The organism is Arthrobacter monumenti (genome assembly GCF_054511255.1).
This window is the reverse complement of record NZ_JBTNCY010000001.1, coordinates 313,059-337,850: the sequence shown is the minus strand read 5'-3', so window position 1 is coordinate 337,850 and position 24,792 is coordinate 313,059. Positions and strand designations below refer to the sequence as shown.

The 24,792-nt window shown below is 61.0% G+C and carries 33 protein-coding genes; 15 read left to right on the top strand and 18 right to left on the bottom strand.

Translation table 11 applies throughout. From position 1 onward, the window contains the following. Positions 1-78: 78 nt before the first annotated feature. The 3 genes from ACX80B_RS01625 (at position 79) to ACX80B_RS01615 (ending at position 2,475) form a co-directional block, all read left to right on the top strand. Positions 79-627, top strand: a complete 549-nt coding sequence (locus ACX80B_RS01625; RefSeq protein WP_459292351.1) for a hypothetical protein — start codon at positions 79-81, stop codon at positions 625-627. A gap of 50 nt (positions 628-677) precedes the next feature. Beyond that, positions 678-1,658 (top strand): GlxA family transcriptional regulator, encoded by a 981-nt coding sequence (locus ACX80B_RS01620; protein WP_459292349.1) that lies wholly within the window; start codon positions 678-680, stop codon positions 1,656-1,658. Between the two features lie 178 nt (positions 1,659-1,836). After that, positions 1,837-2,475, top strand: a complete 639-nt coding sequence (locus tag ACX80B_RS01615) for an HD domain-containing protein (RefSeq protein WP_459292347.1) — start codon at positions 1,837-1,839, stop codon at positions 2,473-2,475. A 79-nt stretch (positions 2,476-2,554) separates the two neighbouring features. Here ACX80B_RS01615 and ACX80B_RS01610 read toward each other — a convergent pair whose 3' ends face one another. The 4 genes from ACX80B_RS01610 to ACX80B_RS01595 all read right to left on the bottom strand — a co-directional run bounded on the left by ACX80B_RS01610 (position 2,555) and on the right by ACX80B_RS01595 (position 5,797). Beyond that, positions 2,555-3,268 (bottom strand): HNH endonuclease signature motif containing protein, encoded by a 714-nt coding sequence (locus tag ACX80B_RS01610; RefSeq protein ID WP_459292345.1) that lies wholly within the window; start codon positions 3,266-3,268, stop codon positions 2,555-2,557. Further along, positions 3,237-4,145, bottom strand: coding sequence for a DUF222 domain-containing protein (locus ACX80B_RS01605; protein WP_459292343.1), 909 nt, complete (start codon positions 4,143-4,145; stop codon positions 3,237-3,239). Before ACX80B_RS01605 ends, ACX80B_RS01610 begins: the two co-directional genes overlap by 32 nt. Before the next feature lie 139 nt (positions 4,146-4,284). After that, positions 4,285-5,592, bottom strand: a complete 1,308-nt coding sequence (locus ACX80B_RS01600; protein ID WP_459292341.1) for a HipA domain-containing protein — start codon at positions 5,590-5,592, stop codon at positions 4,285-4,287. Continuing rightward, positions 5,585-5,797 (bottom strand): helix-turn-helix domain-containing protein, encoded by a 213-nt coding sequence (locus ACX80B_RS01595; protein ID WP_459292339.1) that lies wholly within the window; start codon positions 5,795-5,797, stop codon positions 5,585-5,587. Before ACX80B_RS01595 ends, ACX80B_RS01600 begins: the two co-directional genes overlap by 8 nt. 268 nt (positions 5,798-6,065) lie before the next feature. Here ACX80B_RS01595 and ACX80B_RS01590 point away from each other — a divergent pair, with 268 nt between their 5' ends. From ACX80B_RS01590 to ACX80B_RS01580, 3 genes are all read left to right on the top strand, one after another. Next, a complete protein-coding gene (locus tag ACX80B_RS01590) occupies positions 6,066-7,127 on the top strand; it encodes a lipid II:glycine glycyltransferase FemX (RefSeq protein WP_459292337.1) in 1,062 nt (353 codons plus the stop codon). Between the two features lie 205 nt (positions 7,128-7,332). Then, a complete protein-coding gene (locus ACX80B_RS01585; protein ID WP_459292335.1) occupies positions 7,333-7,755 on the top strand; it encodes a hypothetical protein in 423 nt (140 codons plus the stop codon). Between the two features lie 12 nt (positions 7,756-7,767). Then, positions 7,768-8,913: an SRPBCC family protein gene (locus ACX80B_RS01580; RefSeq protein WP_459292333.1), complete on the top strand. Its 1,146-nt coding sequence runs from the start codon at positions 7,768-7,770 to the stop codon at positions 8,911-8,913. Between the two features lie 4 nt (positions 8,914-8,917). On the opposite strand, the gene ACX80B_RS01575 is transcribed toward ACX80B_RS01580, so the two are convergent. Further along, positions 8,918-9,544 (bottom strand): cyclodeaminase/cyclohydrolase family protein, encoded by a 627-nt coding sequence (locus ACX80B_RS01575; RefSeq protein ID WP_459292331.1) that lies wholly within the window; start codon positions 9,542-9,544, stop codon positions 8,918-8,920. 149 nt (positions 9,545-9,693) lie between these two features. Here ACX80B_RS01575 and ACX80B_RS01570 point away from each other — a divergent pair, with 149 nt between their 5' ends. From ACX80B_RS01570 to ACX80B_RS01545, 6 genes are all read left to right on the top strand, one after another. Beyond that, positions 9,694-10,272 carry a hypothetical protein gene (locus ACX80B_RS01570; RefSeq protein ID WP_459292329.1) on the top strand — a complete coding sequence of 193 codons (579 nt, stop codon included), beginning with the start codon at positions 9,694-9,696 and terminating at the stop codon, positions 10,270-10,272. A 78-nt stretch (positions 10,273-10,350) separates the two neighbouring features. Then, a complete protein-coding gene (locus tag ACX80B_RS01565) occupies positions 10,351-11,013 on the top strand; it encodes an Lsr2 family DNA-binding protein (RefSeq protein ID WP_459292327.1) in 663 nt (220 codons plus the stop codon). A gap of 136 nt (positions 11,014-11,149) precedes the next feature. Beyond that, positions 11,150-11,794, top strand: coding sequence for an ABC transporter permease (locus ACX80B_RS01560; protein WP_459292325.1), 645 nt, complete (start codon positions 11,150-11,152; stop codon positions 11,792-11,794). Beyond that, positions 11,791-13,005, top strand: a complete 1,215-nt coding sequence (locus ACX80B_RS01555) for a betaine/proline/choline family ABC transporter ATP-binding protein (protein WP_459292323.1) — start codon at positions 11,791-11,793, stop codon at positions 13,003-13,005. Before ACX80B_RS01560 ends, ACX80B_RS01555 begins: the two co-directional genes overlap by 4 nt. A 10-nt stretch (positions 13,006-13,015) precedes the next feature. After that, entirely contained in the window at positions 13,016-13,810 is a 795-nt protein-coding gene (locus ACX80B_RS01550; RefSeq protein WP_459292321.1) for an ABC transporter permease, read from the top strand. A 55-nt stretch (positions 13,811-13,865) separates the two neighbouring features. Then, positions 13,866-14,813 carry a glycine betaine ABC transporter substrate-binding protein gene (locus tag ACX80B_RS01545; protein WP_459292319.1) on the top strand — a complete coding sequence of 316 codons (948 nt, stop codon included), beginning with the start codon at positions 13,866-13,868 and terminating at the stop codon, positions 14,811-14,813. 59 nt (positions 14,814-14,872) lie between these two features. Here ACX80B_RS01545 and ACX80B_RS01540 read toward each other — a convergent pair whose 3' ends face one another. The 7 genes from ACX80B_RS01540 to ACX80B_RS01510 form a co-directional block, all read right to left on the bottom strand. Then, entirely contained in the window at positions 14,873-15,277 is a 405-nt protein-coding gene (locus tag ACX80B_RS01540) for a type II toxin-antitoxin system VapC family toxin (protein WP_459292317.1), read from the bottom strand. Next, entirely contained in the window at positions 15,274-15,552 is a 279-nt protein-coding gene (locus ACX80B_RS01535) for a FitA-like ribbon-helix-helix domain-containing protein (protein WP_459292315.1), read from the bottom strand. The genes ACX80B_RS01540 and ACX80B_RS01535 overlap by 4 nt, the downstream gene beginning before the upstream one ends. Before the next feature lie 77 nt (positions 15,553-15,629). Beyond that, positions 15,630-16,115 carry a DUF3618 domain-containing protein gene (locus tag ACX80B_RS01530; protein ID WP_459292313.1) on the bottom strand — a complete coding sequence of 162 codons (486 nt, stop codon included), beginning with the start codon at positions 16,113-16,115 and terminating at the stop codon, positions 15,630-15,632. Beyond that, complete coding sequence (locus ACX80B_RS01525) at positions 16,112-16,534, bottom strand: phage holin family protein (RefSeq protein WP_459292311.1); 423 nt, start codon at positions 16,532-16,534, stop codon at positions 16,112-16,114. The genes ACX80B_RS01530 and ACX80B_RS01525 overlap by 4 nt, the downstream gene beginning before the upstream one ends. A gap of 17 nt (positions 16,535-16,551) precedes the next feature. Next, complete coding sequence (locus tag ACX80B_RS01520) at positions 16,552-17,628, bottom strand: YihY/virulence factor BrkB family protein (protein WP_459292309.1); 1,077 nt, start codon at positions 17,626-17,628, stop codon at positions 16,552-16,554. Positions 17,629-17,653: 25 nt separating this feature from the next. Next, positions 17,654-17,953 (bottom strand): YtxH domain-containing protein, encoded by a 300-nt coding sequence (locus tag ACX80B_RS01515; protein ID WP_459292307.1) that lies wholly within the window; start codon positions 17,951-17,953, stop codon positions 17,654-17,656. A 137-nt stretch (positions 17,954-18,090) separates the two neighbouring features. Beyond that, positions 18,091-19,611 (bottom strand): asparagine synthase-related protein, encoded by a 1,521-nt coding sequence (locus tag ACX80B_RS01510; RefSeq protein WP_459292305.1) that lies wholly within the window; start codon positions 19,609-19,611, stop codon positions 18,091-18,093. Positions 19,612-19,771: 160 nt separating this feature from the next. Between ACX80B_RS01510 and ACX80B_RS01505 the strand changes: the two genes are divergently transcribed. Continuing rightward, positions 19,772-20,320, top strand: coding sequence for a glycosyltransferase family 2 protein (locus ACX80B_RS01505; RefSeq protein WP_459292303.1), 549 nt, complete (start codon positions 19,772-19,774; stop codon positions 20,318-20,320). Here the strand turns inward: ACX80B_RS01505 and ACX80B_RS01500 are convergent. From ACX80B_RS01500 to ACX80B_RS01490, 3 genes are read right to left on the bottom strand one after another with little or no spacing between them, the layout of a single operon-like run. Then, positions 20,317-21,078, bottom strand: coding sequence for an SGNH/GDSL hydrolase family protein (locus ACX80B_RS01500; protein ID WP_459292301.1), 762 nt, complete (start codon positions 21,076-21,078; stop codon positions 20,317-20,319). The two genes, ACX80B_RS01505 and ACX80B_RS01500, sit on opposite strands and share 4 nt — an antisense overlap. 2 nt (positions 21,079-21,080) lie before the next feature. After that, positions 21,081-21,569 carry a DUF3515 domain-containing protein gene (locus tag ACX80B_RS01495; RefSeq protein ID WP_459292300.1) on the bottom strand — a complete coding sequence of 163 codons (489 nt, stop codon included), beginning with the start codon at positions 21,567-21,569 and terminating at the stop codon, positions 21,081-21,083. 38 nt (positions 21,570-21,607) lie between these two features. Further along, entirely contained in the window at positions 21,608-21,817 is a 210-nt protein-coding gene (locus ACX80B_RS01490) for a helix-turn-helix domain-containing protein (protein ID WP_459292298.1), read from the bottom strand. 967 nt (positions 21,818-22,784) lie between these two features. On the opposite strand from ACX80B_RS01490, the gene ACX80B_RS01485 reads away from it, so the two are divergent. After that, positions 22,785-22,961, top strand: a complete 177-nt coding sequence (locus ACX80B_RS01485) for a hypothetical protein (protein WP_459292296.1) — start codon at positions 22,785-22,787, stop codon at positions 22,959-22,961. 118 nt (positions 22,962-23,079) lie between these two features. On the opposite strand, the gene ACX80B_RS01480 is transcribed toward ACX80B_RS01485, so the two are convergent. Beyond that, the gene (locus ACX80B_RS01480) at positions 23,080-23,355 is read right to left on the bottom strand and encodes a DDE-type integrase/transposase/recombinase (RefSeq protein WP_459292851.1); all 276 of its coding nucleotides are present in this window, start codon (positions 23,353-23,355) and stop codon (positions 23,080-23,082) included. Positions 23,356-23,542: 187 nt separating this feature from the next. Continuing rightward, on the bottom strand, positions 23,543-23,716 hold the full coding sequence (locus ACX80B_RS01475; protein ID WP_459292849.1) for a DapH/DapD/GlmU-related protein: 174 nt from the start codon (positions 23,714-23,716) through the stop codon (positions 23,543-23,545). A 54-nt stretch (positions 23,717-23,770) separates the two neighbouring features. Between ACX80B_RS01475 and ACX80B_RS01470 the strand changes: the two genes are divergently transcribed. Next, complete coding sequence (locus tag ACX80B_RS01470) at positions 23,771-24,082, top strand: hypothetical protein (protein ID WP_459292873.1); 312 nt, start codon at positions 23,771-23,773, stop codon at positions 24,080-24,082. Between the two features lie 66 nt (positions 24,083-24,148). Here ACX80B_RS01470 and ACX80B_RS01465 read toward each other — a convergent pair whose 3' ends face one another. Continuing rightward, a complete protein-coding gene (locus tag ACX80B_RS01465; RefSeq protein ID WP_459292294.1) occupies positions 24,149-24,322 on the bottom strand; it encodes a hypothetical protein in 174 nt (57 codons plus the stop codon). Positions 24,323-24,792: the final 470 nt, after the last annotated feature.

The window sequence follows — 24,792 nt, the reverse complement described above, 5'->3', positions numbered from 1 at the left end:
CCGCCGTCGGACTCATCGTTGACCCGAGGCCAACGCCTCCTGCTCTACTTCAACAGTCCGCGGCGAAAGACAGTTGCAGTGCTTGCAGCTGTGGCGGGCTGGTTCGCCGTCATTTTCTTCGCGTCTAGAGCGGGCGAAGGACTCTTTCTCAGCAACCTGCCCAACATATATCTCTATACGGCTACTTTTGCGCTGTGGTTTCTTTTTACTCAAGGTGCAATGCGAAGACGTCCCGTTCGTTTGCCGGTCGACGTCATGCGCAAGACTGCAACCCAACGCTTTTCGCAGGAGAAAACTTGGGAATCGGCGAAGACCAGGCAGGAGGCTCTCGACACTTTGCTCACCCAGTTCAATGGCAAAGGAGTGTCCGCGAGATCGGTCAACGACACTGTGTGGGTGGAAATGGGCAAGGAGTGGACGGCAGCAGACTGGCGGCGAAAGGAAGCTGTCGAACACATAAAGATACCTCCATCGGCGCACTTCTTCGTCGAGGAGGCGGAACCCGGAAGCCGCATTACCGCCTTCAGCCACGACAAGAGACTGGCTGGTATGTGGGATGTCATGAAACTTTCCGATGAGATGGCAGACACCGCCGTGAGATTGGCTAGAGAAGCGACGACGAGATGAGTTGGTACACATCGACCGCTGACCGCTCAGGCTCATGATGGAATGGCCACATGGCAAAGGCACGTCAGAGCAACCTTGTCCGTGTGGGTGTCCTGGTCTTCGATGGCGTGAAGCTGCTCGATATTGCCGGCCCGGCGGAAGCTTTCGCAGAGGCGAATCTGCTCGGCGCCGACTACCAACTCGTTTTCCTATCTCCGGAGGGGAACGACGTCGTATCTTCAGTGGGTATGAAGGTGGCGGTTGACGCCGCAGCCAACGAAGCAACGGACTTTCACACCATCCTGGTGGCCGGCGGAGACACCCTGGCCAGATCGCCGGTTCCCGATGACCTGGTCGCTGCGGCCACTTATCTGGCCGGGAGCACTGAACGGATGACCTCGATCTGCACGGGCGCCTTCGTGCTGGCCGCCGCGGGATTGCTCGACGGCCGTCGAGCCACGACACATTGGAAACACACCCAGGAATTGGCTCGACGTTACCCGGCGACGCAGGTGGAACCGGACGCCATCTTTGTCAGTGACGGTCGGATTCACACCTCGGCCGGCGTCACCGCGGGAATCGACCTTGCCCTGGCGCTGATTGAAGACGACCACGGCCCTGAGCTGGCACGTGCTGTTGCACGCTCGCTGGTGGTGTACATGCAAAGGTCCGGCGGTCAGTCCCAATTTTCGGCCCCGCTGCAAGGCGACCCGCCCAGGTCCTCGCCATTGCGCCCCGTGCTCGACGCCATACGGGCCGATCCAGCAGCGGTTCATTCCGTTCCGGTTCTTGCCCGCAACGCCAACCTGAGCGTCCGGCACCTGACGCGGCTCTTCCGGGAGGAACTGCTGACCACGCCCTCCAAATATGTGGAACTCGTCCGCTTCGACACTGCCAAGGCCCTGCTGGATTCCGGCTACAGCGTCACGGCGGCGGCCGAACGGTCCGGGTTCGGTAACTCCGAAGCCCTCCGGCGGACGTTCATCGCAAGGATCGGCGTGCCGCCGTCGAAATACCAGCAACGTTTCCGGTCCACTGCGAGAAGCGGTTGAATCCACCCATTGTCCCGGCCGAATCCGAGGTCACGGCTCCACCCGAGGTCACGGCTCCACCCGGTGCCACGGCCGAATCCGAGGGAAAGCCGTCCTTGGCGAGGGGGCAGACCCCGTGCGCTCTGGGACAGGATGGGAAGAAGGTACATTCCCGTGCCTCCAACACAAGGAGATGTTCATGGCCGAAGTTATTGCAGGCATTACGGTTCCGGACACCCAACTCGTCCGAAACGCCACGGATTTGGTGCGTGAAACCACCGACGACCTATTGTTCGACCATTCCCGGCGGGTGTTCCTCTTCGGTGCGCTTCAGGGCCGGCGCCTCGGACTCAAAGTCGACGACGAGCTGCTCTATGTGGGCGCGCTCTTCCATGACCTGGGCCTGACGGACAGGTACAGCACGGACAAATTGCGCTTCGAGGTTGACGGCGCCAACGCGGCCAAATCGTTCCTCCTGGATCAGGGCCGTTCGGAAGCTGACGCCGCCAAGGTATGGACCGCCATCGCACTTCACACCACTCCAGGCGTACCCGAATTCATGGATCCGGAAATCGCGCTGGTCACTGCCGGCGTAGAGACCGACGTGCTGGGGCTGGGCTATCAGGAACTCGACGAGTCCAACATCGAAGCCGTCACCGCGGCGCACCCGCGGCCCAACTTCAAGGAGCGGATCCTGGAAGCTTTCACGGAGGGCAACAAGCACCGCCCGGAGACCACCTTCGGCAACGTGAATGCCGACGTGCTCGCACACTTTAGTCCCGGTTTCCAACGCACGGATTTCGTGGAGATCATTCAGAACTCCGCCTGGCCTGAATAGCGTTTCCATACAGTCCCTGCCTGGATAATCGGTCCGGCAGGGCGGCTTTTCTGCCGCTGGCGATGTATAGGGCGGCGCTTCAGAATGGCGGCGGTTCTTCTTGTTCGTTCGGGTTGCTGGTTTGGGTTGTTTCCTCTTTTACTGCTGGTGGGTCCCAGGGGTCGAAGTGGTGGCCCTGACTGGTGTTCTTGTAGCGGCCGGCGTCGTCGCGGCTGGTGAGGACGGGTCCTTCGGGTTCGGATCTATAGGTCAGTCCTGCCGGTGAGGTCCATTCGATGACGCCGTCGGGTTTTTGTTTGTCGTCCCATCCGCAGGCGGTTTTGAGCAGGTGGCAGCGTTTGCAGTAGCCCTTGAGGCTGTCGTAGTCGGTGGTGCCGCCTTCGGCCCAAGGCTTGGTGTGGTCGAGTTCGGTGAACCGGGCGGACCGGTTACAACCGGGGGCGCGGCAACATCGGTCGCGGATATTGATCATCCGTTTCAAATCCGCGGGGACCTTATAGGTGGTTCGGCCGAAGGAGATCATCGCCCCGGTTTCGGGATGGGTAAGGATCCGCTTGAATGAGGACGCCCCCGCGCATAGTTTTCGAGCGGTTTCATCGTCCATGGGACCGTAACCTTCCACCTCAGCCGGCTCATCGGACAGTCCCAGCAGAGTCATCACGGGCACGGTGACGAACACCTCGGCCTTAATGTGTTCGAAGTGCGGCATCGGCCGCTCCGGCACTGCGCCGCCGTCCGGGGTCACGCCGGCACCGTCGGCTTCACTGCCGTGAGCGCCGGAACCGGCGTTCATGGTGCCGTTGGGATTGTCGGTGTCGGGGATGAAGCCTGCAGCGAGGAGCAGGTGCGCAGTGACGTCGGCGCGGAGCTGGGTGAGGGGTGCGGGCCTCGTCGGGGCCCTGCAGTGCCCTGGCGGCGGCAGTGACCCGGTTGTACGCGGCGACGGCGGCTTCGGCGGGCAGGTACGCGCCGAACCAGGCCATGCCGTCCTCGGCGGGCTGGAAGTAGGCCCGCCGGTCGGCGACTGCTTTCTGCCGACGGCGCTTACCTGATTCCGGGTGCATCCGTTCCCGCAAACGGCGGGCCCGGCCGTTCAGCTTCGGCCCCGGCAACTGACTCCGGCCGGCCGCCTCGAGCAGCTCCGCTTCGAAGGCTTTACGCCCGTGCTCGGGCACGGATTGGCCCTGGCCGATGATCGCTGCGGCCTGCTGCCGATTCAGCGCCCCGGCCTCGAGCCGGGCCAGCGTCGCGGGAAATTCCTCCACCAGTTGGGTGCTGGCGCCGATCAGCCGTTGTGCCTCGGAGTCGGCGACGGTCAGCGCCCCGCTGATCTCCTCCTCTGCGCACATCTGGGCAAGGCCTTCCTCGCTCCGGTTCGGCCCGGCCGGATCCTGCGCCGGCACCACCGACGGGGCAGTGTTCGAGAGCCGGACAGTGACCTTCGCGGTGAAGGCCTCCAGCCATGAGGCGAGTTGTCCGGCCGCGTGCAGCACCCGGGCCGCCTCCCCGAACGACAACGCGTCCACCTCGACGTCACCGAGCGGGCCGGCCAACGCTGGCAGTGCCGGAGCAGCATAACCCGGCGCGCCGCCATCGGGCCCATCACGGTATGGGCCGTCACCGTGCGAAGCGTTAGCGCCGCCGGGTCCCGAAGCTCCTTCAAATGCCATACCTTCAGTAGACCAGCCGCCACTGACATTTTTCGAACAGGACGACGAGGATAGATAACGAAAGCATAACGAACGTTTAGAGCGTGTGTAGGGCCGAAGAAGCGGCATGAGCGGGTCGGGCGCCCAGCCTCTGACCGAGTTACCTCGACGGCATACACTGTGGCGGCTCGATTGCCGCGATGCTGACCGGGCCGGTACTGCTGACAGCTGCCCGTTGTCCATCGAGCAGATTCTGCGCTTGTGCTGCGATGTAGAGTCCGACCCGCTCACCGGCCGCACCGGGTTCGGTGTCCTCGACTGCATACCGGAGTCGTTCGAGAGTTTCATTGATGACTTTCTTCGAGCGCCCCGTGGGCAACCCCCACATTCCGGCCTCCGCGATGAGGTTATCGCGGGTGATGTCCGGCTGATACACGTTCCCGTTCACCCGCATGGACATGTTCTGGTTGCCGCCCGGCATCATCGCGTGTGTCGAAATATCGTAGAGCGGAGCTAACTCCACCTGCCCATCCTCGTGATGAAGAGTGGAAAAGTTCTTTGCGTGCGCGTCAGTATTACCTACCGCCACATTGAAGGTGGTATAGGCGAGCAGTCCTTCACGGTCGTCCCGGCCGCTATCGAAGACTGTTTTTCGTGCCGGAAGGAGCCGCGCCACGTTACGCAGTTTTGCCCGGCCGTCCACGGCCTCAAATTTCGCGTCAGTGTCCCAGGGCAATCCAAGTGCCTGGGCGGCGTCTTCCTGATGGATTCGGCGTACGGTTCCATCCCGCAGGATCGTCCGGTCGTAGCGCTCGATGACTAGAACCGGACGGCCGCTGAACAATTCAATCCTGCTGTCGAATTCACTTAGATTAAGCTTCCGGGAAAGGGTAAGTGTATATGCCTCCGTGTGAAGGGTTTGTTCCGAACCCGGTGCTATCGGTTTGAGAATGTGTGTCGATGGTGCACCATTGATTCCGGCGTGCCACCTCCCGTTTCGCCATGCCAGGGTGGTTTTGGGCTGGTATCCAGCCAGGGACCCTCCTCCGCCCACCGAGCCCAGGGCGTAATCGTTGACCCTATCCAGCCGTTGGGCGATTTCCTCCTCGCCGAGTTCGTCGTATTCTTCGTTGGCGATCTCATCACCGGCCCCGACCTGGACAGCCCCCGCCACATCGCGGCCGGCATATTCGATGAGGCTGAATACGTCGTACCGGTGGCATCCAGCCTGTTTGGCGAGATTAGTCAACCGGCGGCCCTCGGGAAACAGCCCACCAAAAAAAGCTGTGGCTGCCTGCTGACCAGAGCGGCGTACGCTCAATGGCAGCGAAGCCGAGAGGATGGGTGATGCCAGACCAAACCGCCTAATCGCCGTGTCGTCCGACGCGAAATCCACGGTGTCCGCACCGGCGCGATGCAGATAGCCGACGACGGCGCCGTACAGGTGGACTTCCAACGGATCACTCATCAGCAGTCTCCCGAAAGGACAGCACAATGCCCAGGTCCCGGAGAACATCGAAGAACTTTTCGTTGAGAACCTTCGGTTTGCCGGTTTCCAACTCCGATAAGTATCTTTGGCTTACTCCCAAACGCGCCGCGAGATCGGCCTGGCTGAGACCATGCCTAACGCGGATGGCATGAATAAGGAGTCCAAGATCGGCGCTGCTGCGCATTATGCCGTGTATGGTGCCCTCCTTTGATTACGTGTTCGTAGTAATAGTATAACCATTACGTATTCGTAATAGCCCACGCTTCATTACCTTAACGTAGTAAGGGGGGGGGGTGCTCAGTAGAGTAGGACGAAACAGCCCTAATCTGGATGCGCGGTGCCCAATCCATGGTCTGATTTGTGTCGAGTGGTAACGTGTGCTATGGCCATCGCTGTTTGCGCAGCAAGGGCTCAGAAGGGTGAAGCTTTCGGAAGACCCGGGGGATTAGACCATGTCCTTGTTCAATGAGTACGACGTCGAACCGTTGCCGCCGTTGATAGCTAACCTGAGCATTGACGGTACCGTCGGGCCTCAATCCGTCCTTCAGGGCAATCACTGGCAAACATTTCAACGAGCACTGGGCCGGTCAACATACCGATTCGCAGGCGAAGGTTGGTCCGGACTCGTCGTCGAAACCCCCAGCAGGTTTGGCCCACATTGGTATTTACCGTACGGGCCGCTGGTCGAGGATGCGGCGCAGCTCGATACAGCGATATCGACTCTGGTAGGGGCCGCACGCCGGGAGCGCATCAAGTGGCTCCGCATGGAACCGATCGTCGCCGCCGCCCGGACCTCCGCGACAGGAGGACAGACTCCTGCATGCCTCCCAGGCATCGGCTCAAGCGTGCACCGGAACCGTATCGTTGAAGCTCCGTGCGACATCCAACCACGCCGCAGCCGGTGGATCGACACCCGCCTGAGCCAAGACGACATACTCGCGGGCATGACAGGGACCGATAGGACTTTATGGCGCCAGCACGGGAAGAAGGGCCTGGAAATATCGGCCACCCGGCGCCCGGAAGATATCGAAACGCTCATTGACCTCAACGGTGCCTCCGCCGTGAGAAGCGGATTCACGCCACACGACGCCGATTACTTGCGCCAGGCCGCACAAGTCCTGATGCCAGCAGGCGCCGCCACACTCTATATGGCCCATCATGAGCGGCAGCCGGTTTGCGCCGCTCTGGTCTACGATTCCCCGACAACCCGCATTTTCGCTCATGCGGGAATGAAGGACGGCGTTCGCAAACTCAGACCGAATCAACCGATGATTGTGCAGGCAATTCTCGATGCCTCCCGTCGTGGACAACAAGTCGCCGATTTGTTCGGCATCGCACCCACGGATTCACCCGTGCATCCCTGGGCCGGCTTCACCGCTTTCAAGCGGTCATTCGGCGGCTACGACGTCGACCTCAGCGGCACTTGGGACGTGCCAGTCCGGCATGGACACTACCGGGCCTATCGAGTTCTGCGTTACCTCCGCGACACCCTGAAGACACGCGACCTCCAGTAAATAGTGGGAGGCGGGTACGGCGCCGCCTGCAATGAGCCGCCTTCTGAAAAATGCCATTCAAAGCCAGAAAGGCTGTACCGCCGGCCCGTCACAAACGGAGATTCGCATTTGATGTTATTTTTCTGTGACACGATAATGCTAAGCATGCTTGGTGTGAGTCCGAAGAGGAGGGTTCACATGTGCGGATGGATCGGAGAGGAACTGTATGGATGAGAAAGCAAAACTGACAGCAATCCTGTTTGGTGGGTACCTGCTGGGCCGTACGAAAAAGGCAAAGTTGGCGCTCACCGTCGCTGGCCTTATTGGCGGAAAGCAACTCAGCAGTAGCAAGGGCGGTCTGATGAGCCAGATGAACGAACTGGCCAAGTCATCCCCCGAGGTGAGGAAGCTGAGGGAACAGATCACCGGCAAGCTCGCCGATGCTGCCAAGGGTGCTGCCATGGCCGGCGCAACAAAGGGCATCGAATCCGTCAATGCCAATTTGCAGAACCGCACCCAGCAGTTGAACTCGTCACAGGAGTCTTCGGACCACGACGACGACGGTCAGCAGGCCGTCGATGAGAGTCCCGAGGATGCCGAAATGGCCACGTCCGGCAAAACCACCAACGGCAAGTCGTCGTCCAACTAAGGAGCAGATGTCATGTATAAAGCCAGTTCCGACTCACTCGCGGATAAACTTCCGCTCGACAGTCTCAAAGACACAGCAGCCGACTACGGCAAAACGTTAATCAGCAGCACATTGGGCAAGGCCTCCGGCAAGGTAGATGACCTGACCGGCAAGATGACGGACTACGCCAACGGCAAATCCTCGGATGACGAAGAGGAGGCCTCTGACGAGGACGTCGACGCCGCGGACGCCGATGAGAATGAGGACGAGAATTCCGACAATGACTCTGGTGGTGGGTTCTTCTCCGGTCTCAAGGACAAGGTGAAGGACGCCTTTACCGGTGGCGGCGGCAGCGGCAGCAAGAGCCAGAAGCTCGTCAATATCGTTGAATGGATCGACGTCGGCGTGCCGGTCACCGTCGCCTATAACCAGTGGACTCAGTTTGAAGACTGGTCGGACTTCATGAAGAAGGTCGAGAACGTCGAACATGCCGAGGATGAAGGCAAGGTCACGTTCAAGGGCCAGGTCTTCCTCTCGCACCGCACCTGGGAGTCCACCATCAAGGAGATGGTTCCGGACGACCGCATCATCTGGACATCCACTGGCCAGAAAGGACACCTCGACGGCGGCGTCACCTTCCATGAGTACGGTCCCCGGCTGACGAAGATCTGCATCGTCGTCGAGTACTACCCGCAGGGCCTGTTCGAGAAGACAGCCCAGATCTGGCGGGCCGTCGGTCGCCGGGTGCGGGTGGAGATGAAGCGCTATGTCCGCCACGTGATGACGACGACGATCCTCGACCCGGATGCAGCCGAAGGCTGGCGCGGAGAAATCCGTGATGAGGAGATTGTCCGCACGCACGAGGAGGTCGTCGAAGAAGAGGAAGCCCAGGCCGCCGAAGACGAGGACCAGGAGTACGAGGACGACGGCGAGGGCGAAGAGTACGAGGAAGAAGAACCGGGCGCCGCCGCCGAAGACGAGGCTGACGAGTACGAAGAGGACGCCGACGCCGACGCCGAGACTGCTGAAGAACCGGCCGCTGAAGAAGAGTACGAGGAAACCGAAGACACCGCTGAGCCGGCTGAAGAACCGGCTGAGGAAGTGGAAGAACCGGCTGATGAAGCAGAAGAAGAAGTAGAAGAAGAAGGAGAACCCGAAAAGCCCGCAAGGGAAGACTGACGAGTCAGGAAGTGATCTCCGCGCGGATCCGTTCGGTGAGGTCGTCGCAGAAATCGATGACCTCACCGGCGTCGCGGATATGATCCTCGATGCTCCGGCGTGCCGGGTCGTCCTTGATGCTGACCAGGTTGATCTCCAGCGTGGCCTGGGCGATCGTGGCCGCGGCACGGGCGGCAGCTGCGGCGGCCGCGATATCGCTGAGGATGTTCGGGTTGGCGCAACCGAGCAGCATTTCTCCAAGGCGGGAGATGGTCCGGGCCAGCCCAATCAGCTGCTTCGGAGGCTCGGTGGCCGCCACCAGCGACTCCTGGATTGCCCGCGTCCGTTGGTGCTTCTCCGATTCGGAGATGTGGGGCATGCCGTAAGAGTCGGCGACCTTCGCGAAGGCTGCGGCATCGGCGTCAGCCACTTTCAGGGATTCGGTGATCAGAGGCTTGGTTTCGGCGAGCACCCGCTGGACCAGCGGGGCGTATTGGTCGAATTTGGCGCCCGTAGTAAACCGGGCGGACATGCAGGTCAGCGCCGCAGCCTGGGCCAGCTGAAGTGCGGCGGTGGCACCGCCGCCGGGCGCCGGTGAATCTGAGGCCGTATGGTCCAGATACTCACTGATTCTTTGCTCGCCGATCATCATTCCTCCGGTTCACCTCGTGCGGATGTCGTGCCGATGTTGTAGAGAAATACTGCCATGAACCACAAATTGCAGGAACAAGCGGGACCGAATATACCCGAAAATCAACAGCAGGCTTACTATGGTGCTACCACTACCGAAAGAGACAGACCATGGCAATTGAGAATAGAACCACCGCCGCCGTCCTGGCTGGGTACCTGTTGGGGCGTACTGAAGATTTCGACCTCGCGGTCACCGCTGGCGACGTGATCTCCGTACTCTACGGAGCGGCGGGCCCCAGCGATCTGGGCGAAGGACTGCAGGAGTTCGTTGCAGCCAGCGAGAGGCTGTCCGAACTCTCCGATGATGCCCGGGAACAGTTGTTTGAGGCGGTCAATAACGAAGACGTGCAGGCCATCGTCGAACGTTTCGCAGCGGAGGAGGATTACGAAGACGAGGAGTCAGAGGGGGAGGGCGAAACCGAAGACGAGGAAGAGCCCGCCGACGAAGAGTCCGGCGAGGACGAGGAAGAACCCGAGGACGAAGAGTCCGATGAGGGCGAGGAAGAGGGCGAAGCCGAGGAGGAGCCTGCCGACGACGAATCCGGCGAAGGGGAAGAAGAAGGCGAAGCCGAGGGCGTACCTGAAGACGAGGAAGAGTCCGCCGACGACGAAGAGTCCGGCGACGACGAAGAGCAGACTGAGGAAGAAGCGCCTCGTCGCAAGAAGTCCGCGAGGACGGCGAAGAAGTAGAGATAGTTGCGCAATTCGATGTGAGTGGTACCCCGCAAGATGCAAGACCGCAGTACATAGGGAAAGTAGGGAGACAGCATGGCGATACGGCGTCTGTACACCCGTCAGGACGGCAAGTGGGCGTGGGAGTTGGTGGTCGACGGCAAAGTCGTTGCTACCGACGGCGGCGAAGGCTACGCCGACGAGGCCGAAGCCCGCGAGATCGTAAACCGCATCATCAGGGGCGAATTCTCCGACGCTGAGAAGAGAATTCGCCGTGTGCCGGCTACTGCCCAAAAGGCGCCGCAGGACTCAGCGAATGAGTCAGCGGCGGACAAGACCCAGGAGAAGCAGCCTGCGGCCAAGAAGACACCTGACAAGAAGGCACCTGCCAAGAAAACCGCTGCGAAGAAACCTACCCAAAAGCCCGGTTCGCCGGCGTCCACCTCCGGCCAGTACCAGCCTAAGCGCGGTGGCAGCGAGGTCACCGTCCCCAAGGGGCATCGGCTCCCTCCTGGCCCCCGTAAGGGCGAGAAGTGGGTGAATGTCGATCCGTCGAAGAACAAGTCCGGCAAGAAGGCAGCCGCGAGGAAGGAGACGTCCTCCTCCCGGAACAGCGCGACTTCCACCAGGGCCATCCGCGGAGCGTTTACTACCGCTGATGTGCGCGCGTGGGCGAAGCGCAACGGTTACGTCGTATCGGATCGCGGGAGGGTTCCAAAACACATTTCGGGTGCGTACCGCGCCGCTCACAGGTCCTAATCCAATTTTTGCAATCGGTAGCACATAATTCCCCGGAATCGCCGAATATAACGGTTTGGCGATTCCTTCCGAATACCGGCAATGTAGAAGGCTTGCTCATTTATAGTGACGTTAACGACTCGGAGGGGGAGTGGGCTTGAACTTTTTCGAATTCCTCGTCGCGCGCAGAGAGGACATGCTCGAGCTCGGGCTCGAACACGCCGCCATCGTCGGTGCCTCGGTGCTAACGGCCACTGTGATCGGCGTCCTGTTGGGAATTGCCACCTACCGCAAAGAGAAACCTCGTGAGGCGATCCTCGCCATCACCGGTTCGTTCCTCACGATTCCTTCCTTCGCCCTGTTTATCCTGCTCATTGGTCCCCTCGGTCTGGGTTGGAAGCCCGTGCTGGTGGCGCTGACCATGTACGGGCTGCTGCCGGTTGTGCGGAACACGATAACCGGCCTGCGCGAAGTCGATCCGGCCATCGTCGAATCCGCACTCGGAATGGGCATGAGCCGCAGGCAGCGGCTGCTGCGGATCGAACTGCCAATGGCTTGGCCGGTGATCATCACCGGCGTTCGCGTGACCACCCTGGTGTTGCTCGGCATCGCCGCGATCGGTTCGATTGTCCTCGGCCCCGGCTATGGCGAACTGATCTTCACAGGCCTGGCCAGAGTCGGCACCCCCGTAGCCGTCAACATGGTCCTCGCCGGCGCCCTCGGCGTAATGATCCTCGCCGTTCTTTTCGACATTGCCTTCTACCTGCTGCGCAAGATCTCGACCTCCCAAGGAATCCGATGACCAGTGCCACTAATGCGAACCCCCGAAACAACTCAGGTGGCCGGGTGATGATCCGGCTCGAAGAGCTGTCCAAGAAGTTCCCCGGGCAGAAGAAGAACGCTGTCGACAGCCTGACCCTGGACATCCCGGAAGGCAATATCGTCGTCTTGGTCGGACCTTCCGGCTGCGGCAAAACCACCACCATGAAGATGATCAACCGCATCATCGAGCCCACCTCGGGACGGATTATTCTCGACGGCGAAGACGTCACCTCGAGCGACCCGGACAAGCTCCGCCGTCGTATTGGCTACGTCATCCAGCAGGTCGGCCTCTTCCCGCATCAAACCATCGGCGAGAACGTCGGGACGGTGCCGAAGCTGCTCGGCTGGGACCAGAAAAAGATCTCGTCCCGCGTGGATGAGTTGCTGGAGATGGTGAACATGGAACCCTCGCAGTTCCGCAATCGGTACCCCAAGCAGCTCTCCGGCGGGCAGAAACAGCGCGTCGGCGTCGCCCGTGCTCTGGGTGCGGATCCGGCGGTAATGCTGATGGATGAGCCGTTCGGTGCCATCGACCCGATCACCCGCGACCGGCTGCAGAACGAATTCCTCCGTCTGCAGTCCGAGGTCCGTAAGACCATTGTGTTCGTCACGCACGACATCGACGAGGCCATCAAGATGGGGGACAAGATTGCGATCCTGCAAGACGCCTCCCATATCGCCCAGTACGACACCCCGGAGCAGATCCTGACTGCCCCGGCCAACGACTTCGTCGCAGACTTTATCGGCCGCGGCGCCTCACTGAAGCGGCTCAACCTCAGCCGGGTTGCCGACATCGAACTGAAGCAGTGGCCCACCGTACAGTTGTGGGCCAGCCACGAAGAAGTGCTGGCGGCACTGCGGCAGTCGGAACTCAGTGCAGTGTTGGTGCTCGACGGCGAAGGCAAGCCCCGCCGCTGGGTCGGCGCCGAAGACCTGCAGCGCGGAGAGGGCCGCCCGCTGGATGAGATCGGCATGGCCCCGGAAGCCACCGTGGAGGCCCGCGCCACCCTCAGCGACGCGCTCAACGAGCTGATCGCCGCCCGGTACAGCGTCACCGTCGTCGTGGATTCGCACGGCGTGTACCAGGGGATCGTGGATATCGACCAGATCAACGACGCCGTCCGCACCATGCGCAGCTCCGCCGTCGCCAAAGCCCGCGAGAGTCTCGCCAACGATTCGATGGCGGAGTAGGGAGCCCGCGATGACTGCTGCCACCCAAGACCACAAACACGACCGGGACCTCGTTGTCCAGACACCGGCGCGGACCACGCACCGTACGCTGACCGGTTACCTGGCCATGCCGGTTATCCTGGCGCTCGTGTGCCTGGGCCTGTACCTCTACGCCTCCTCGATCGAGCTGGACAGCATCGAGCAACGTTCCCTCAACGCCGCGTCACTGACGAAGGCCACTTGGGAACACATCCAGCTCACGGCCGTCTCCACCGTGATCACCCTGCTCATCGCGATACCCGCAGGCATCCTCCTCACCCGCCCGTTCACGCAACGCGTACGCCCTTACCTACTGAGCATCCTCAATCTCGGCCAGGCCGTGCCGACCATCGCCATCCTGGTGCTGCTGGCGGTGGCATGGTTCTTCCTGGGGTTCCAGGCGGCCATCGTCGGTCTGGTGCTGTACGCCATCGTTCCCGTCCTGCTGAACACCATGGTGGGCCTCGAGCAGGTGGACGACTCCGTCCTGGAGGCAGCCCGCGGCATGGGGTACTCCAAGTTCGGCGCCCTGCGCAAGATCGAGCTGCCGCTGTCCGTGCCGATCATCTTGGCCGGGGTGCGCACGGCGCTGGTGATCAACGTGGGTACCGCGACCCTCGCCGCTTACATAAACTCCGGTGGCCTGGGTGAGATTATCGTGGCCGGGCTCTCCACCAACCGCCTGTCGGTCCAGATTATCGGTGCGGCGCTGACGGCGGTTTTGGCGCTGACCATTGACTACATTGCCGGCCTGGCTGAAGACCGGCTCCGTCCCAAAGGATTGTGAGCCAACCACCCCAAGGCCCGACGACGACGGCGGGCCCGGACCCGAAAGAGGAACAGTGAAAACTACTCACCGTAGAGCAAAAACGATTACCACCCTGGGCGCAGTCCTGGCCCTCGCCCTCACCGGCTGCGGCGGCGGCTCGGGCGACGACGGCGGCGGGGGAGGCGGCGAAGGCGAGCTTTCCGGCGCTTCGCTGGCGGTGGGCTCGAAGGAGTTTACCGAATCCATCCTGCTGGCCAATATCACCATGGTCGCGCTGGAAGACGCCGGCGCCGAGGTGACGGACAGGACCGGCATCTCCGGCAGCGCCACAGTACGCGAGGCGCTCGAAGCCGGCGAAATCGACATGTACTGGGACTACACCGGCACCGGCTGGGTCAACATTCTCGGCAACACCACCGAGGACGTCCCAGAGGACCTGTACACGGCCGTCAAGGAGGCCGACGCGAAGAACAACATCGTCTGGCTGGAGCCGGCTCCGTTCGAGAACACCTACCGCATAGCCGTCCCCGAGGCGTTCGGCGAGGAGAACGGCCTGACCAACATGACGGAGGCTGCCGCCTACATCAACGAGAACCCGGACCAGGGTGCGGTCTGCGCAGCCAGTGAGTTCATTAACCGCGACGACGGCCTGCCCGGCCTTGAAGAGTTCTACGGGTTCGAGTTCTCCGAGGTAGTCGAGCTGGACCTGAACCTGATCTATACGCAGGTCGGCGAGGAGTGCAATTTCGGTGAGGTTTTCTCCACCGATGCCCGGGTCGTTGCCAATGAGCTGCGCGTGCTCGAAGACGACAAGGGCTTCTTTGTCGAGTACCAGGGCGCGCTGACCCTGCGTCAGGAAACACTCGACAAGAACCCGGCCATCGCCGACATTATGGCGCCCATCAGCGCGGCACTCACCGACGAAGTGATCACCGAGCTCAACGGCAAGGTGGACCTGGAAGGTCAGCAGCCGAGGGACGTCGCCGAGGAGTGGCTCGAAGAAGAAGGCTTGCTCGAGTAGGCACTGGTCCGTACAAGAAAAAGCCGGCCGGTCTGCATCAGCAGGCCGGTCGGCTTTTTTCAGGCGCGCGGTACGGCCAGACGGACCTCACATCGGAGACCACCGGTGTGGGCGAGTCGGGCATCGGCGGTGACCAAGGGGCAGCCATAAGTTTCGGCGGCGGCAACGTAGGCTGCGTCGTAGCCAGTAACGTTGTCGCGGAGCTGCCACATTCGGGGCAGCAGGGGAGTGACGGAGAGCAGCTCAATTGTCGAGGTAGCCAGCGCGTCCAGGGCATCCAGTGCGCGCTGTCTGCTGATCTTGTTTCCGAGGTGTCGGCCCCGCACCGCGGAGAACGTCTCGACCACGAGGTGCTCAGGAGCGGACCAGTGTGCATCTCTGGCCAGTTCGGCCCGGCTCACTTGGCCGACTGGGCCGTCGTCGGTAAATGCATTGGCCAACGTGGACGCGTCGAGAATGATCAAGCCAGATCTTCTCCCGGCGCGGCCCGCGTCTCAAACCGGGAGTTTCGGTCGGCGCGCGCACGGTCTAATACGTCTGTTGCCTCGGCGGGCGACAGACGGGATCCGTCCTCCCGGCCGCCGAAGCGATCCAGTAGCGCCAGGTTGGTTGAGCGTCGGGCCTCATCCTCCACCAGGGACAACAGGAAGGCTTGAAGTGACTGCCCGCGGGCGCGGGCACGCTCGGCCAGCGTCTGGCGCACATCATCAGGGACATCGCGAATCTGTAAAGCAACCATGCATGCATTCTACATGCAAGGGGTTTGGGTTTGACCGGAAATAAGCCAGCTGCTGACGCGCCCCACGGATACAAAGGCTAGCGCCGTGCGATACCGCATCTTCCACTCGGGGCGAGTGCGGTTTTCCGCGCCCGGCGCAGTTGTTTGGCCAAGTCGCGACCCGATGGAAGTGAAGTCTTGTGCGCGCTGGCGCGGAGGCGCCATACCAGCACTCCGGTGATGAGAGCACAGACAAGGAGCCCAGCCGATCCGAGAGTGATGCCGCCAAGCCGGCGGTCCGCTCCTGGGTCTGCCTCCCCGCTGTGGGTCAGCTCCCGTGCTTTTTCTCCTGTCGCCGTCACTACACCGAGGACCTGCTCCCGGGTTGAGTCCGCTGCATCCGCTGCGCGGGCCTTATATGCGTCGGCCTTCCGTTTTGCCTGTGCCTTCACATCGAGTCGTTCGGAGAGTTGTTCAACGGTCTGGCCGAGTTCGGTACGTGTGGTGTCAATGTCAGCCTGAATGTCGCTGATATTGGCATCTTTGCCTGGTTCTGGGGAATGCGGGGTTGTGTTTGTGCTCATCGGTGACCGTGCTCCTTTACTTCGTTGACATCACGTTTGACGCTATCCACGGCTGTCTCCGGCGCGGGCGGCACGGCTTTCTTGATCTGCTTTTTGCCCACGAGGGCTGCGATACCGGCGATGATGAACAGTGCCACGGTGACGATCAGGGCACTGAGCCAAGCCGGCAACAGCAGGGCCAGCGCCAGGATGATGGTGGTGATCAGTGTGGCGCCGCCGAAAAAGGCGACCAGCCCCGCACCACCGAACAGTCCCGCCCCGGTACCGGCGTGCTTCCCCTTCTCTTTCAGCTCGGCTTGTGCAAGCCGCATTTCGTCGCGCACCAAACGTGATGTTTGCTCTGACAATTGCGTTACCAACTCCGATACCGTTGGCTCTGGGGCGTTCGACGGTTCGGGATGGCGCTCAGCGTGACTCATAATTGCTCCTTCGACTGTCAGCATTTGTCATCGAATGTGCCGTTCGGGCCGTGATCTTCACGCAGTTCGCGTCCCTGCCGGACCTCCTCGTTTTCCTTGTCCCTCAGCTTTTTGCTCTGGCGCGTGTCACGCGGCGGCAACTGGATGGTTTCTTCTGCCGCGAAACCAGCCTGCAATTGACGCCCGCGCTCCATCTCCGCATCGAGCTCCGCGCCGAAGAGCAGAGACAGGTTCGCCAGCCAAAACCACAGCAGGGCAACGATCACGCCGCCGATGGCGCCGTAGGTAGCGTTATAGCTGCCGAAGTTGCTGACGTAGAGGTAGAAGCCCAACGACGCGACTGCCAGCACAACCAACGCGAACAATGCGCCAAGGCTCATCCACTTGAATTTGGGTTGCTTCACGTTCGGGGTGGCGTAGTACAGGATGGCGACCATCAGGACCGCAAAGAAGAGCAGCACCGGCCATTTGGCGATGCTCCAGATCAGTACCGCCACGGAGCCGAGCCCGACGGCGCCACCGATTGTTTCGGCGATGGGTCCGGATACGACCAAAAGAGTGGCGACCAAAACGACCATCAGTAAAAGCACCAGTGTGATCAACAGCATCACCGGCTTGAGCTTCCAGAAGGGCCGGCCTTCATCGATCTCATACACTTTGTTCATTGCCCGGCCGAATGCGCCGACGTATCCGGAAGCCGACCAGATGGCCGCAGCGAGACCGATAATCAAAGTCAGTCCAGCGGCCTGGGAGCTGACGAGGTTTGTAATCACCGGTTCCACGCTGTCGGTGGTGCCCGGGGCCACCCCTTCAACGAGCGAGAGCATAGCGTCAGTCGTCGTTTGCGCCTGCCCAACGACGCCCAGCAACGAGACCAGCGCGAGCAATGCCGGGAAAATCGATAGCACCGCGTAATAGGTCAAAGCCGCGGCGAGGTCGGTGCACTGATCGGCGGTGAACTCCCGGATGGTCTTCTTCAGAATGTACTTCCGGGCGGGCTTGCTGATCTTGGCGGGGCTGTCAGGTTTTCGGTCATCCTCCGGATGCGGGGCCGACCCGGCCTTGCCTGCGGCATCTCCATGACTGGTTGACATGTTCACTTCCTCAGGACGACGACTTCTAGGGACTCCGGAAACCGGTTACCGGGTCAACTGTTGCCGACTCTCCGTCGCCTGAGGATCTCACAGCGTCGGATACCTTGTCCGTGGCTTTATGCGCGGCTTCAGCACTTTTTTCTTTGAGTAACGGAGCTTTCTCTTTCGCGGTGTCGCCTGCCTGGCTCACGGTTCGCTGTACCTTGGGATTGCTCCAAAGGCGCTCCGCCTGTGCGCGGATCTGCTCGTACCGCTCACGTCCGGCCCTCGCACCGAGCACATAGCCCACACCCATTGCCCCGAACGTTACTATTTTTCCCATCATCGCTTACTCCATTCAGTAGGTCGGTCCATCAACTTTGGACGGACCGCGAACTAACACCTCCTCATGCTAAGCCTACTTAGTTATATTTGTATACTTCATGTTCGTGCCCGAAAAACCCGAGCGCCAGTGGCCAGCGCTCAGGCCTCGACGAACCGTCCCACATTCGTCTGCGCATTCACACCCGGCAGCGCCTCCGTGAACATCCGGTAGTAGGCCAGCTCCTCACGCGTGCGCAGCGGCGGATCGAGGACATCCTGTTCAAGCTCGAGGTCCTCCGCACTGACCGTTTCGCCGAAGTGCGCCCGCAACACATCATTCATGCCGGTGCCCTGGCCGAACTGCTCTTTCGGACGCCACAGCACCTCGTCCGGCAGCCAGCCGTCGAAGGCGCGGCGCAGCAGATACTTGGCAATCCGCTCGTCGCTGATCAGCTTCCACGACGGCGGCAGTGCCAGCGCGAGTTCGACCAGTTCGAGGTCCAGGAACGGCAGTCGCGGTTCCAACCCGTGCGCGGCGGTCACCCGGTCCACGCGCTGCAGCCCGCCAATGTGCAGCCCTTCGATTGTCCCGATCAGATCCTCATGGAGCGCCTCGCCGGTCTCGTGCTGTCCGTAGTGCGAGTAGCCGGCAAACAGTTCGTCGGCGCCTTCGCCCACCAGGACTATCTTCACTTGCGTGCTCGCGAGCTTTGCCACCATGTAGTTCGGTACCGCGCTGTGTACGAGCGTCGGGTCGAATGACTCCAGGGACGCGATAACTTCCGGCACGAGCTCTATGGCGTCCTCGGGCGTGTATATTAGTTCCCGGTGCTCGCTGCCAACGTGTTCGGCCACCAACCGCGCCGCCGCCAGGTCGGCGCTGCCTTCCAGACCCGCCGCGAAGGTTTTCAGCCTCGTTCCCCGCTCTTTCGCCACCTTTGCGGCGATAGCGGTGACAACACTTGAGTCCACACCGCCGGAGAGCAGAATTCCGGCCGGAACATCGGCCTCCATCGCCCCCTCGACGGCACGCACAAGCGTTTCCCGAATGGCGTCGAACACCCATCGCGGCGGTTCCTCGTCCGGATGGCGGCTCTGCAGCAGCACGGGCGCTGCCGCGGGGAAAGCCGGCCCTGGTTTCAGTCCCTCATCGGACGTCCACACCTGCCCGGGCGGAAACGGCAAGACGTCGGCACGCCAGTCAGCGTCGAAAGCTTTCAGTTCCGAAGCAAACACCACGGTGCCATCGCGGCGTGCCCAGTAGAGGGGAACGATACCGAGCGGATCCCGCACAGCGGCGAAGCGGCCGTCCTCGCCGGCAATTACCAGGGCGAAGGTGCCCCACAGCTCCTCGAAAGCAGTGACGCCGTCTTGCTCGAACAGCAGCAACGCGGCCTCGAGGTCCGAGCGCGTTGAGAACAGGTCTGCTCCCAGGTGGTTCCGGATCCGTTCGTGGTTGTAGACCTCGCCGTCACCGACCAGCCACATGCTCTCGCTGCCGTTGCCCAAAGGCTGCGCGCTGCGTCCCGGTCCAACAATCTCCAGGTGCCGGCTGCCCAGCCAGGAATCCCCAATTGCGCGGGTGCCCTCTCCATCCGGGCCCCGATGCGAAAGCCGCTGAAGCATCCGCTCACCCATGGTCGGATCGAACGATCCGTGTGCCGCAACTATCCCTGACATCAGCTACTCCTACTTGGTCGGATTTCCAGTCTAAGCCGAACGAGGTGACGACGCCGACGGGCACAAGGTTGGCACAAGATCACCTTGCTACATTGGTGTTAGACGGCGGGGGATCACAGCCGTTCGGTAGCAGATTTCTTGGGGAAGAGGTGCTTCTGCTATGTTTGGCCATCAAATTTCTGACAGACTCCAGATTGTGTCCAGCAGCCTTGGGACGAACGATCGAACCGTTCACTTGGCCGGCCACCGAAATTGGTTCAGGAACACCCACAGACAGAAGGCAAAAGCCGGAACCGGTGCTTTACCAGAAGCTGCCCATCCGGTCCGGCGTCCCACCGTTTCAGTACTGATTCCTACAGCCAGACCCGGACGCCTGGAGCATATTTACCAGACCGTAGCGAGGCAGCAGGATGTCCAGGTCCAGTTGGTGATTCTCACCCGTGGATTCTGCCCGGCAGATGCGTACTGGCGGCGCCTGGCTCATGACCATGGAATAGACGACGTCGTCTATTTGTACCTGCCGGAAGATGTGCCATTGGGGGAGTGCTACAACTACTGTGTCCGATCTGCTGATGGCGACGTTGTGGTCATGATTGATGACGAAGATTACTGTGGGCCGCACTTTCTCAGCGACCAGCTCCATAGCCTGGAGCATCCGGGCGCGGATCTCGTCGGCCTGCGGAACATTACTTGTATCTCGAGGAGCTAGCCGAAGCCCTTGGCTACGAGGGCATCGACGGTCTCCTCGGCCAGCACCTCGTGCCCGGCGTCGTTCGGGTGGAGGCCATCCTCCGCGATCAGTTCCGGGCGGCCCTCCAACGGTTGCCCAATGTCGACGTAGGTTCCCCCTGCTGCCTTGACTGCTGACTTTACCGTCGCCCCGAACATTGGGGCGCCAAATGGTTTGTCGTTAGCCGCCCAGACAGGATTGGTGGCGACGATCTTAGCCTCCGGCAGTTCTTTGCGGAGATTCATGTACAGGTCATTGATCTTGGCTTCGAGGACGAAACCGGCGGTTCCGGTGTCATTCCTGCCGCCGGAGACGAAAACGATGTCCGGCTCCGCTTCAGCCACCTTGTCCACCATCTCGGAATAGCTGGGGCAGTAGTCCAGGCCGCACGCCAATTCGGCGTTGTCCGTGACGGCCGAAACATAACCGCTTCCACCCCGGGCGAAGTTCATTTCAACCCAGCCCAGCTGTTCGCTTAGCAGAGTGGTCCAGCGGTTCTCCTCAGCGCTTGCACCCTGCCCCTCGGCATAGGAATCGCCGATGAAAGCAACCACCGGAGGGGTTTTCCCGGACAGGGTCGGACTGGGGGAGTCAGCGGGGGTGCCTGAGCGCTCCTCAGGGGATGCGGCAGGCGATGGACGGTTCACTAAACCCACGACGACGGCGATTGTCGCGACCGCCAACAGAGCCATCCCGATGTACAGCAATGTCTTGCTAAGACCATTACGTTTACTCACGGCTAACCGCCCTCAGGCAGATTCACATCACCGGCATTGACGCATTCCTCGTCCTGCGGAATCTGGGAGACGGCGGCGCCTAGATCAACGAGTACGGTGCTCGACGCAACCTTGTCGGGATCGATCAGAATTTCGGTCGCCGGCTCCCGCCCGTAGGTGGTCATCGTCCAGGCGCCCTTGCCTTCCTCGATTACCCAATCGACGCCGTTGACGCCGACGCACTTATCCGTTGTCGGTCCCGGCTCGGGGACACCACAGCGGAGGACCACGAGCGACGGATCCCCCCACGCGGAGGTCGCCTGACTATTCGTTTCGCGCTGTTCCTCGCCGGCGACAAGGTCCGGAAGTGCCACCATGATTTCTGCGCACTCGGGATTGGCGGCATTAGCCGCAGGTTCAACATCGACAACGGGAGAGCATCCGGTAAGCGCCAGTCCACCGGCCAAAAGACTGATGACGACGGCGGTATGGCGGTCGCGCGGGAAAAGCATTGCTCCAGCCTATCGGGGCAAAGCTTCGCTCCGCATATTCATGCGTTCTCGCCGGACTCCGATGGATCCGCTAAAGGGCGGAGGTAGGCTTCGATGGCCCTGGCGGGAATGCGAAACGAGCGGCCGAAGTGCAGGGATGGCAGCTCACCCGCGTGGACTTTCCGGTACACGGTCATTTTGGATACGCGCAACGTTGCAGCAACCTCGTCGACCGTGAGCAACTCAATATCCTGAAATTGTCCGTCCATCATCGGACCCCAGGTCGTATTAGACGTTCGGTTCTAGCTCGATACCCCACGTGGCACCTCATGTAAGAGACCTCCGCCACGGGCACTTCTTACCCGGCGGACTTGCCTATATCTTATTCACGCATCCACGGTCGTGGGACTGTCCGGCGGTCACATTCAGAGAACGAATGCAACGACTCCCACCTCAGGGTTTACGCAAGGTATCCAGACCACAATCGCGGCATGGCACTACTCGATAAGCGTCTGACGGATAGAGGTAACACCATGGACGACAGTGACATCAGCCCCATGCTTCGTGATCTCCCGGTTGGATCCTATTTGGAAACCGACGAGATGACATTTGTCGTGGGGCCAAAGAGCATAACCGTTATTCCCGAGGACCCATACAGTGAGCGGTACGAGGTTAGTCGCCGTTAGGGCGTGTCGAGCGGCGTTGTCTGTTCCAACCGATGCGGCTCCCGTCGCTGCGTGGCATAAGTACTGCGCGTGGTAGAGGAAGCAGTGTATTTTTTAGGGTAATTCCAGCGACTGGCTGCGGGGCGTTGCCGCCTGTCGGCTTACCTCGGCGACTCATCGTGTCTCGAATAAGTCGCGTCGCGCGCTCATTACATTCGTTGTCGTCTTCGGTACACTTTCCGCTGTGGCTGTCCGTGCCGTCAATGCCGGCCAGGCAGTCTACGGATTGACTGCCAGCACAAGCGTCTCGCCTACTCTGAGCGAGCAGCGGGCGAAGCTGCGGGAAAAATCGAGTCATCCAAGCAGCAATACGTCGACGCCGGGACCTACATCTCGGAGTTGCCAAGGGCGGAAGGGCTGATTATTAGGAAAGCCATAGCCAGCGGCATCCAGTCCCTCGGCTAGGTCTCGAGCAAGGTTACGGCCGCTTATACTCTGACAGCTATGACCGCATTCGACACACATGGTTGGCACAAAGAATCAGCCGGCCTAGGGCAAGGCGCCAACTTCAATGAGCTCTCCGTCCTCAGCAACAGTGGATATGCTTCGCGCTCTGCCCGGGCCCGGCACGTCGTCTGCTCAAGGTCCGCTAAGCACAGCAGCATCGCTGTCCCCGCGGGCGCAGCGCGACGACGTCGCTCTCCAGGTCGATACTCTTGTGGAGGCAACCTTCTCGACGAGGTACTGACTGAGTTGCTGCGGTCATTTCGGACAGCAGAACTTGTAGAAGCCTTCGATATAGCTCATGACGTTCCGTTTCGCTCTGGTTTTCGGGGCATAGATGGTGCTGCGGACGCCCTCGCTTTTCAGGGCTGAGAGGAAGCTTTCGGCCATGCTGTTATCTCAGCAGACACCGGTCCGGTCCTACCCATCGATGAGCGCGTGCCCAGGTCGGCAACAAGGGTCCGGAATCCGACGAAGGTGTATCGACTTCCGCGGTCGGAGTGCCAGATCGCGCTCTCAGCGATGCGAGTGGTCGCTGCGGCGTTCTTCAAAGCAGTAGCACAGAGCTCAGTGCACAGATGATCAGCGATGGATGAACCAACGGGACCTCCTCGATAGCAGTCAGTACCCGTGTCCAGCTAGACGAACCCCTCAGGTGTGAAAGGCAATATCGGCCACGGACTTGGTTCCAGGCGGTTTCGCAGTGAAGTCCCGGAGCGGGTCTGGTGGACGCGGCACCGCGTCGACCTCAACGGGCGGGCCTGGCAAGGGATGAGGCCCTCATTGCGCATAGTCGGCTGGACTAGCTCCGGCTATGGATGGCCCCTACACGCTGGTCTGACGCAGATCACGCATAAACTGTGCCGGGACCCCACCGACCAGCGTGTCATTCGGCACGTCCTTGGTGACCACGGAGCCGGCGGCAATGACGCTTCCTCGACCGATGGTCACACCGCCGAGTATAGTTACTGATGCACCAACCCAGGTTCCATCGCCGATAAGTATCGGTTGGATTTGATTTGCCCCCGCCCTTTTGTCTGGCCCGGAAAGTGTATGACTATCCGTGATGAGCCGAGCGAATGGGCCGATGAATACATTGTTGCCTATGGTAGTCTCGGCCCGGATATAACCGTCTCGGTTAATGAGGCACCCCCCGCCTATGGTGACGGGGCCGTTGATCTCAGTGTTCCGGTAAATACTCGTTCGGTCGCCTATTATGATGCGCTTATCTTCACGGCAAAGGAGAGTGACGCCGCCTGCGATCCTAACTTCTTCACCCAGGGTCGCATGCGGAGGTATCCAGGCATTCTCGCGGGGTTGCAGGGCTTTCACGGCAGCAGTCAATTCGAGCACTTGGCGTCGTAAATCTGCTAGTTGGCTTTCCGTGGACGACATAGGAAGCCACGTTACCTTAGGGCAGCGTGAAACGAGTTATGTTCTGCTGATGCCCGCCTCGGACAGGTTCGCATCATCGCCGTTGACGCATTCCTTGTCCTGCGGTAAATGCGACAGCGCACCGCCACGGTCAACGAGTACCGTGTTTGAGCCGACCTTGTCGGGACCGATCAGGATCGCGGTAGCCGGCTCCCACCCGTACGTCGTCATCGTCAGGCATCCCTACCTTCTTGCAGCATCCAATCGGCACCGTATACGCCAATACACTTGCCCGTGGTCGGGCCGGGCTCGGGGACTCGGCATCGCAGCATTACGAGCGATGGGTCGCCCAAGGCGGAGGCTGCCTGCTGTAAGTTTCGCGCTTTGAGCACCTTCCACCAGGTCCGGCAATGCCACCAAGATTCCGCGCAGTGAGGATTGGCCGCTTTCACAGCTCCTTCAACATCTACAACGGGTGAGCCTGCGGCTTATGCCAGCCCACCGAGGTCGTTCATTGAAACTGACGAGGCAATCCTCGTCGTGGGGCCACTAATCCATAGCCGTCGTACCAGAGGGCCCATATAGCGAGCAAGACGAGGTCAAGCGCTGCTAGTCAAGACTTCTGGCGGTTCCAAGCCTGACGGAAATGGCCACCCTGCCCAGATTTTCTCGCTAGGTACGAGAAAGCCTCATACACATGA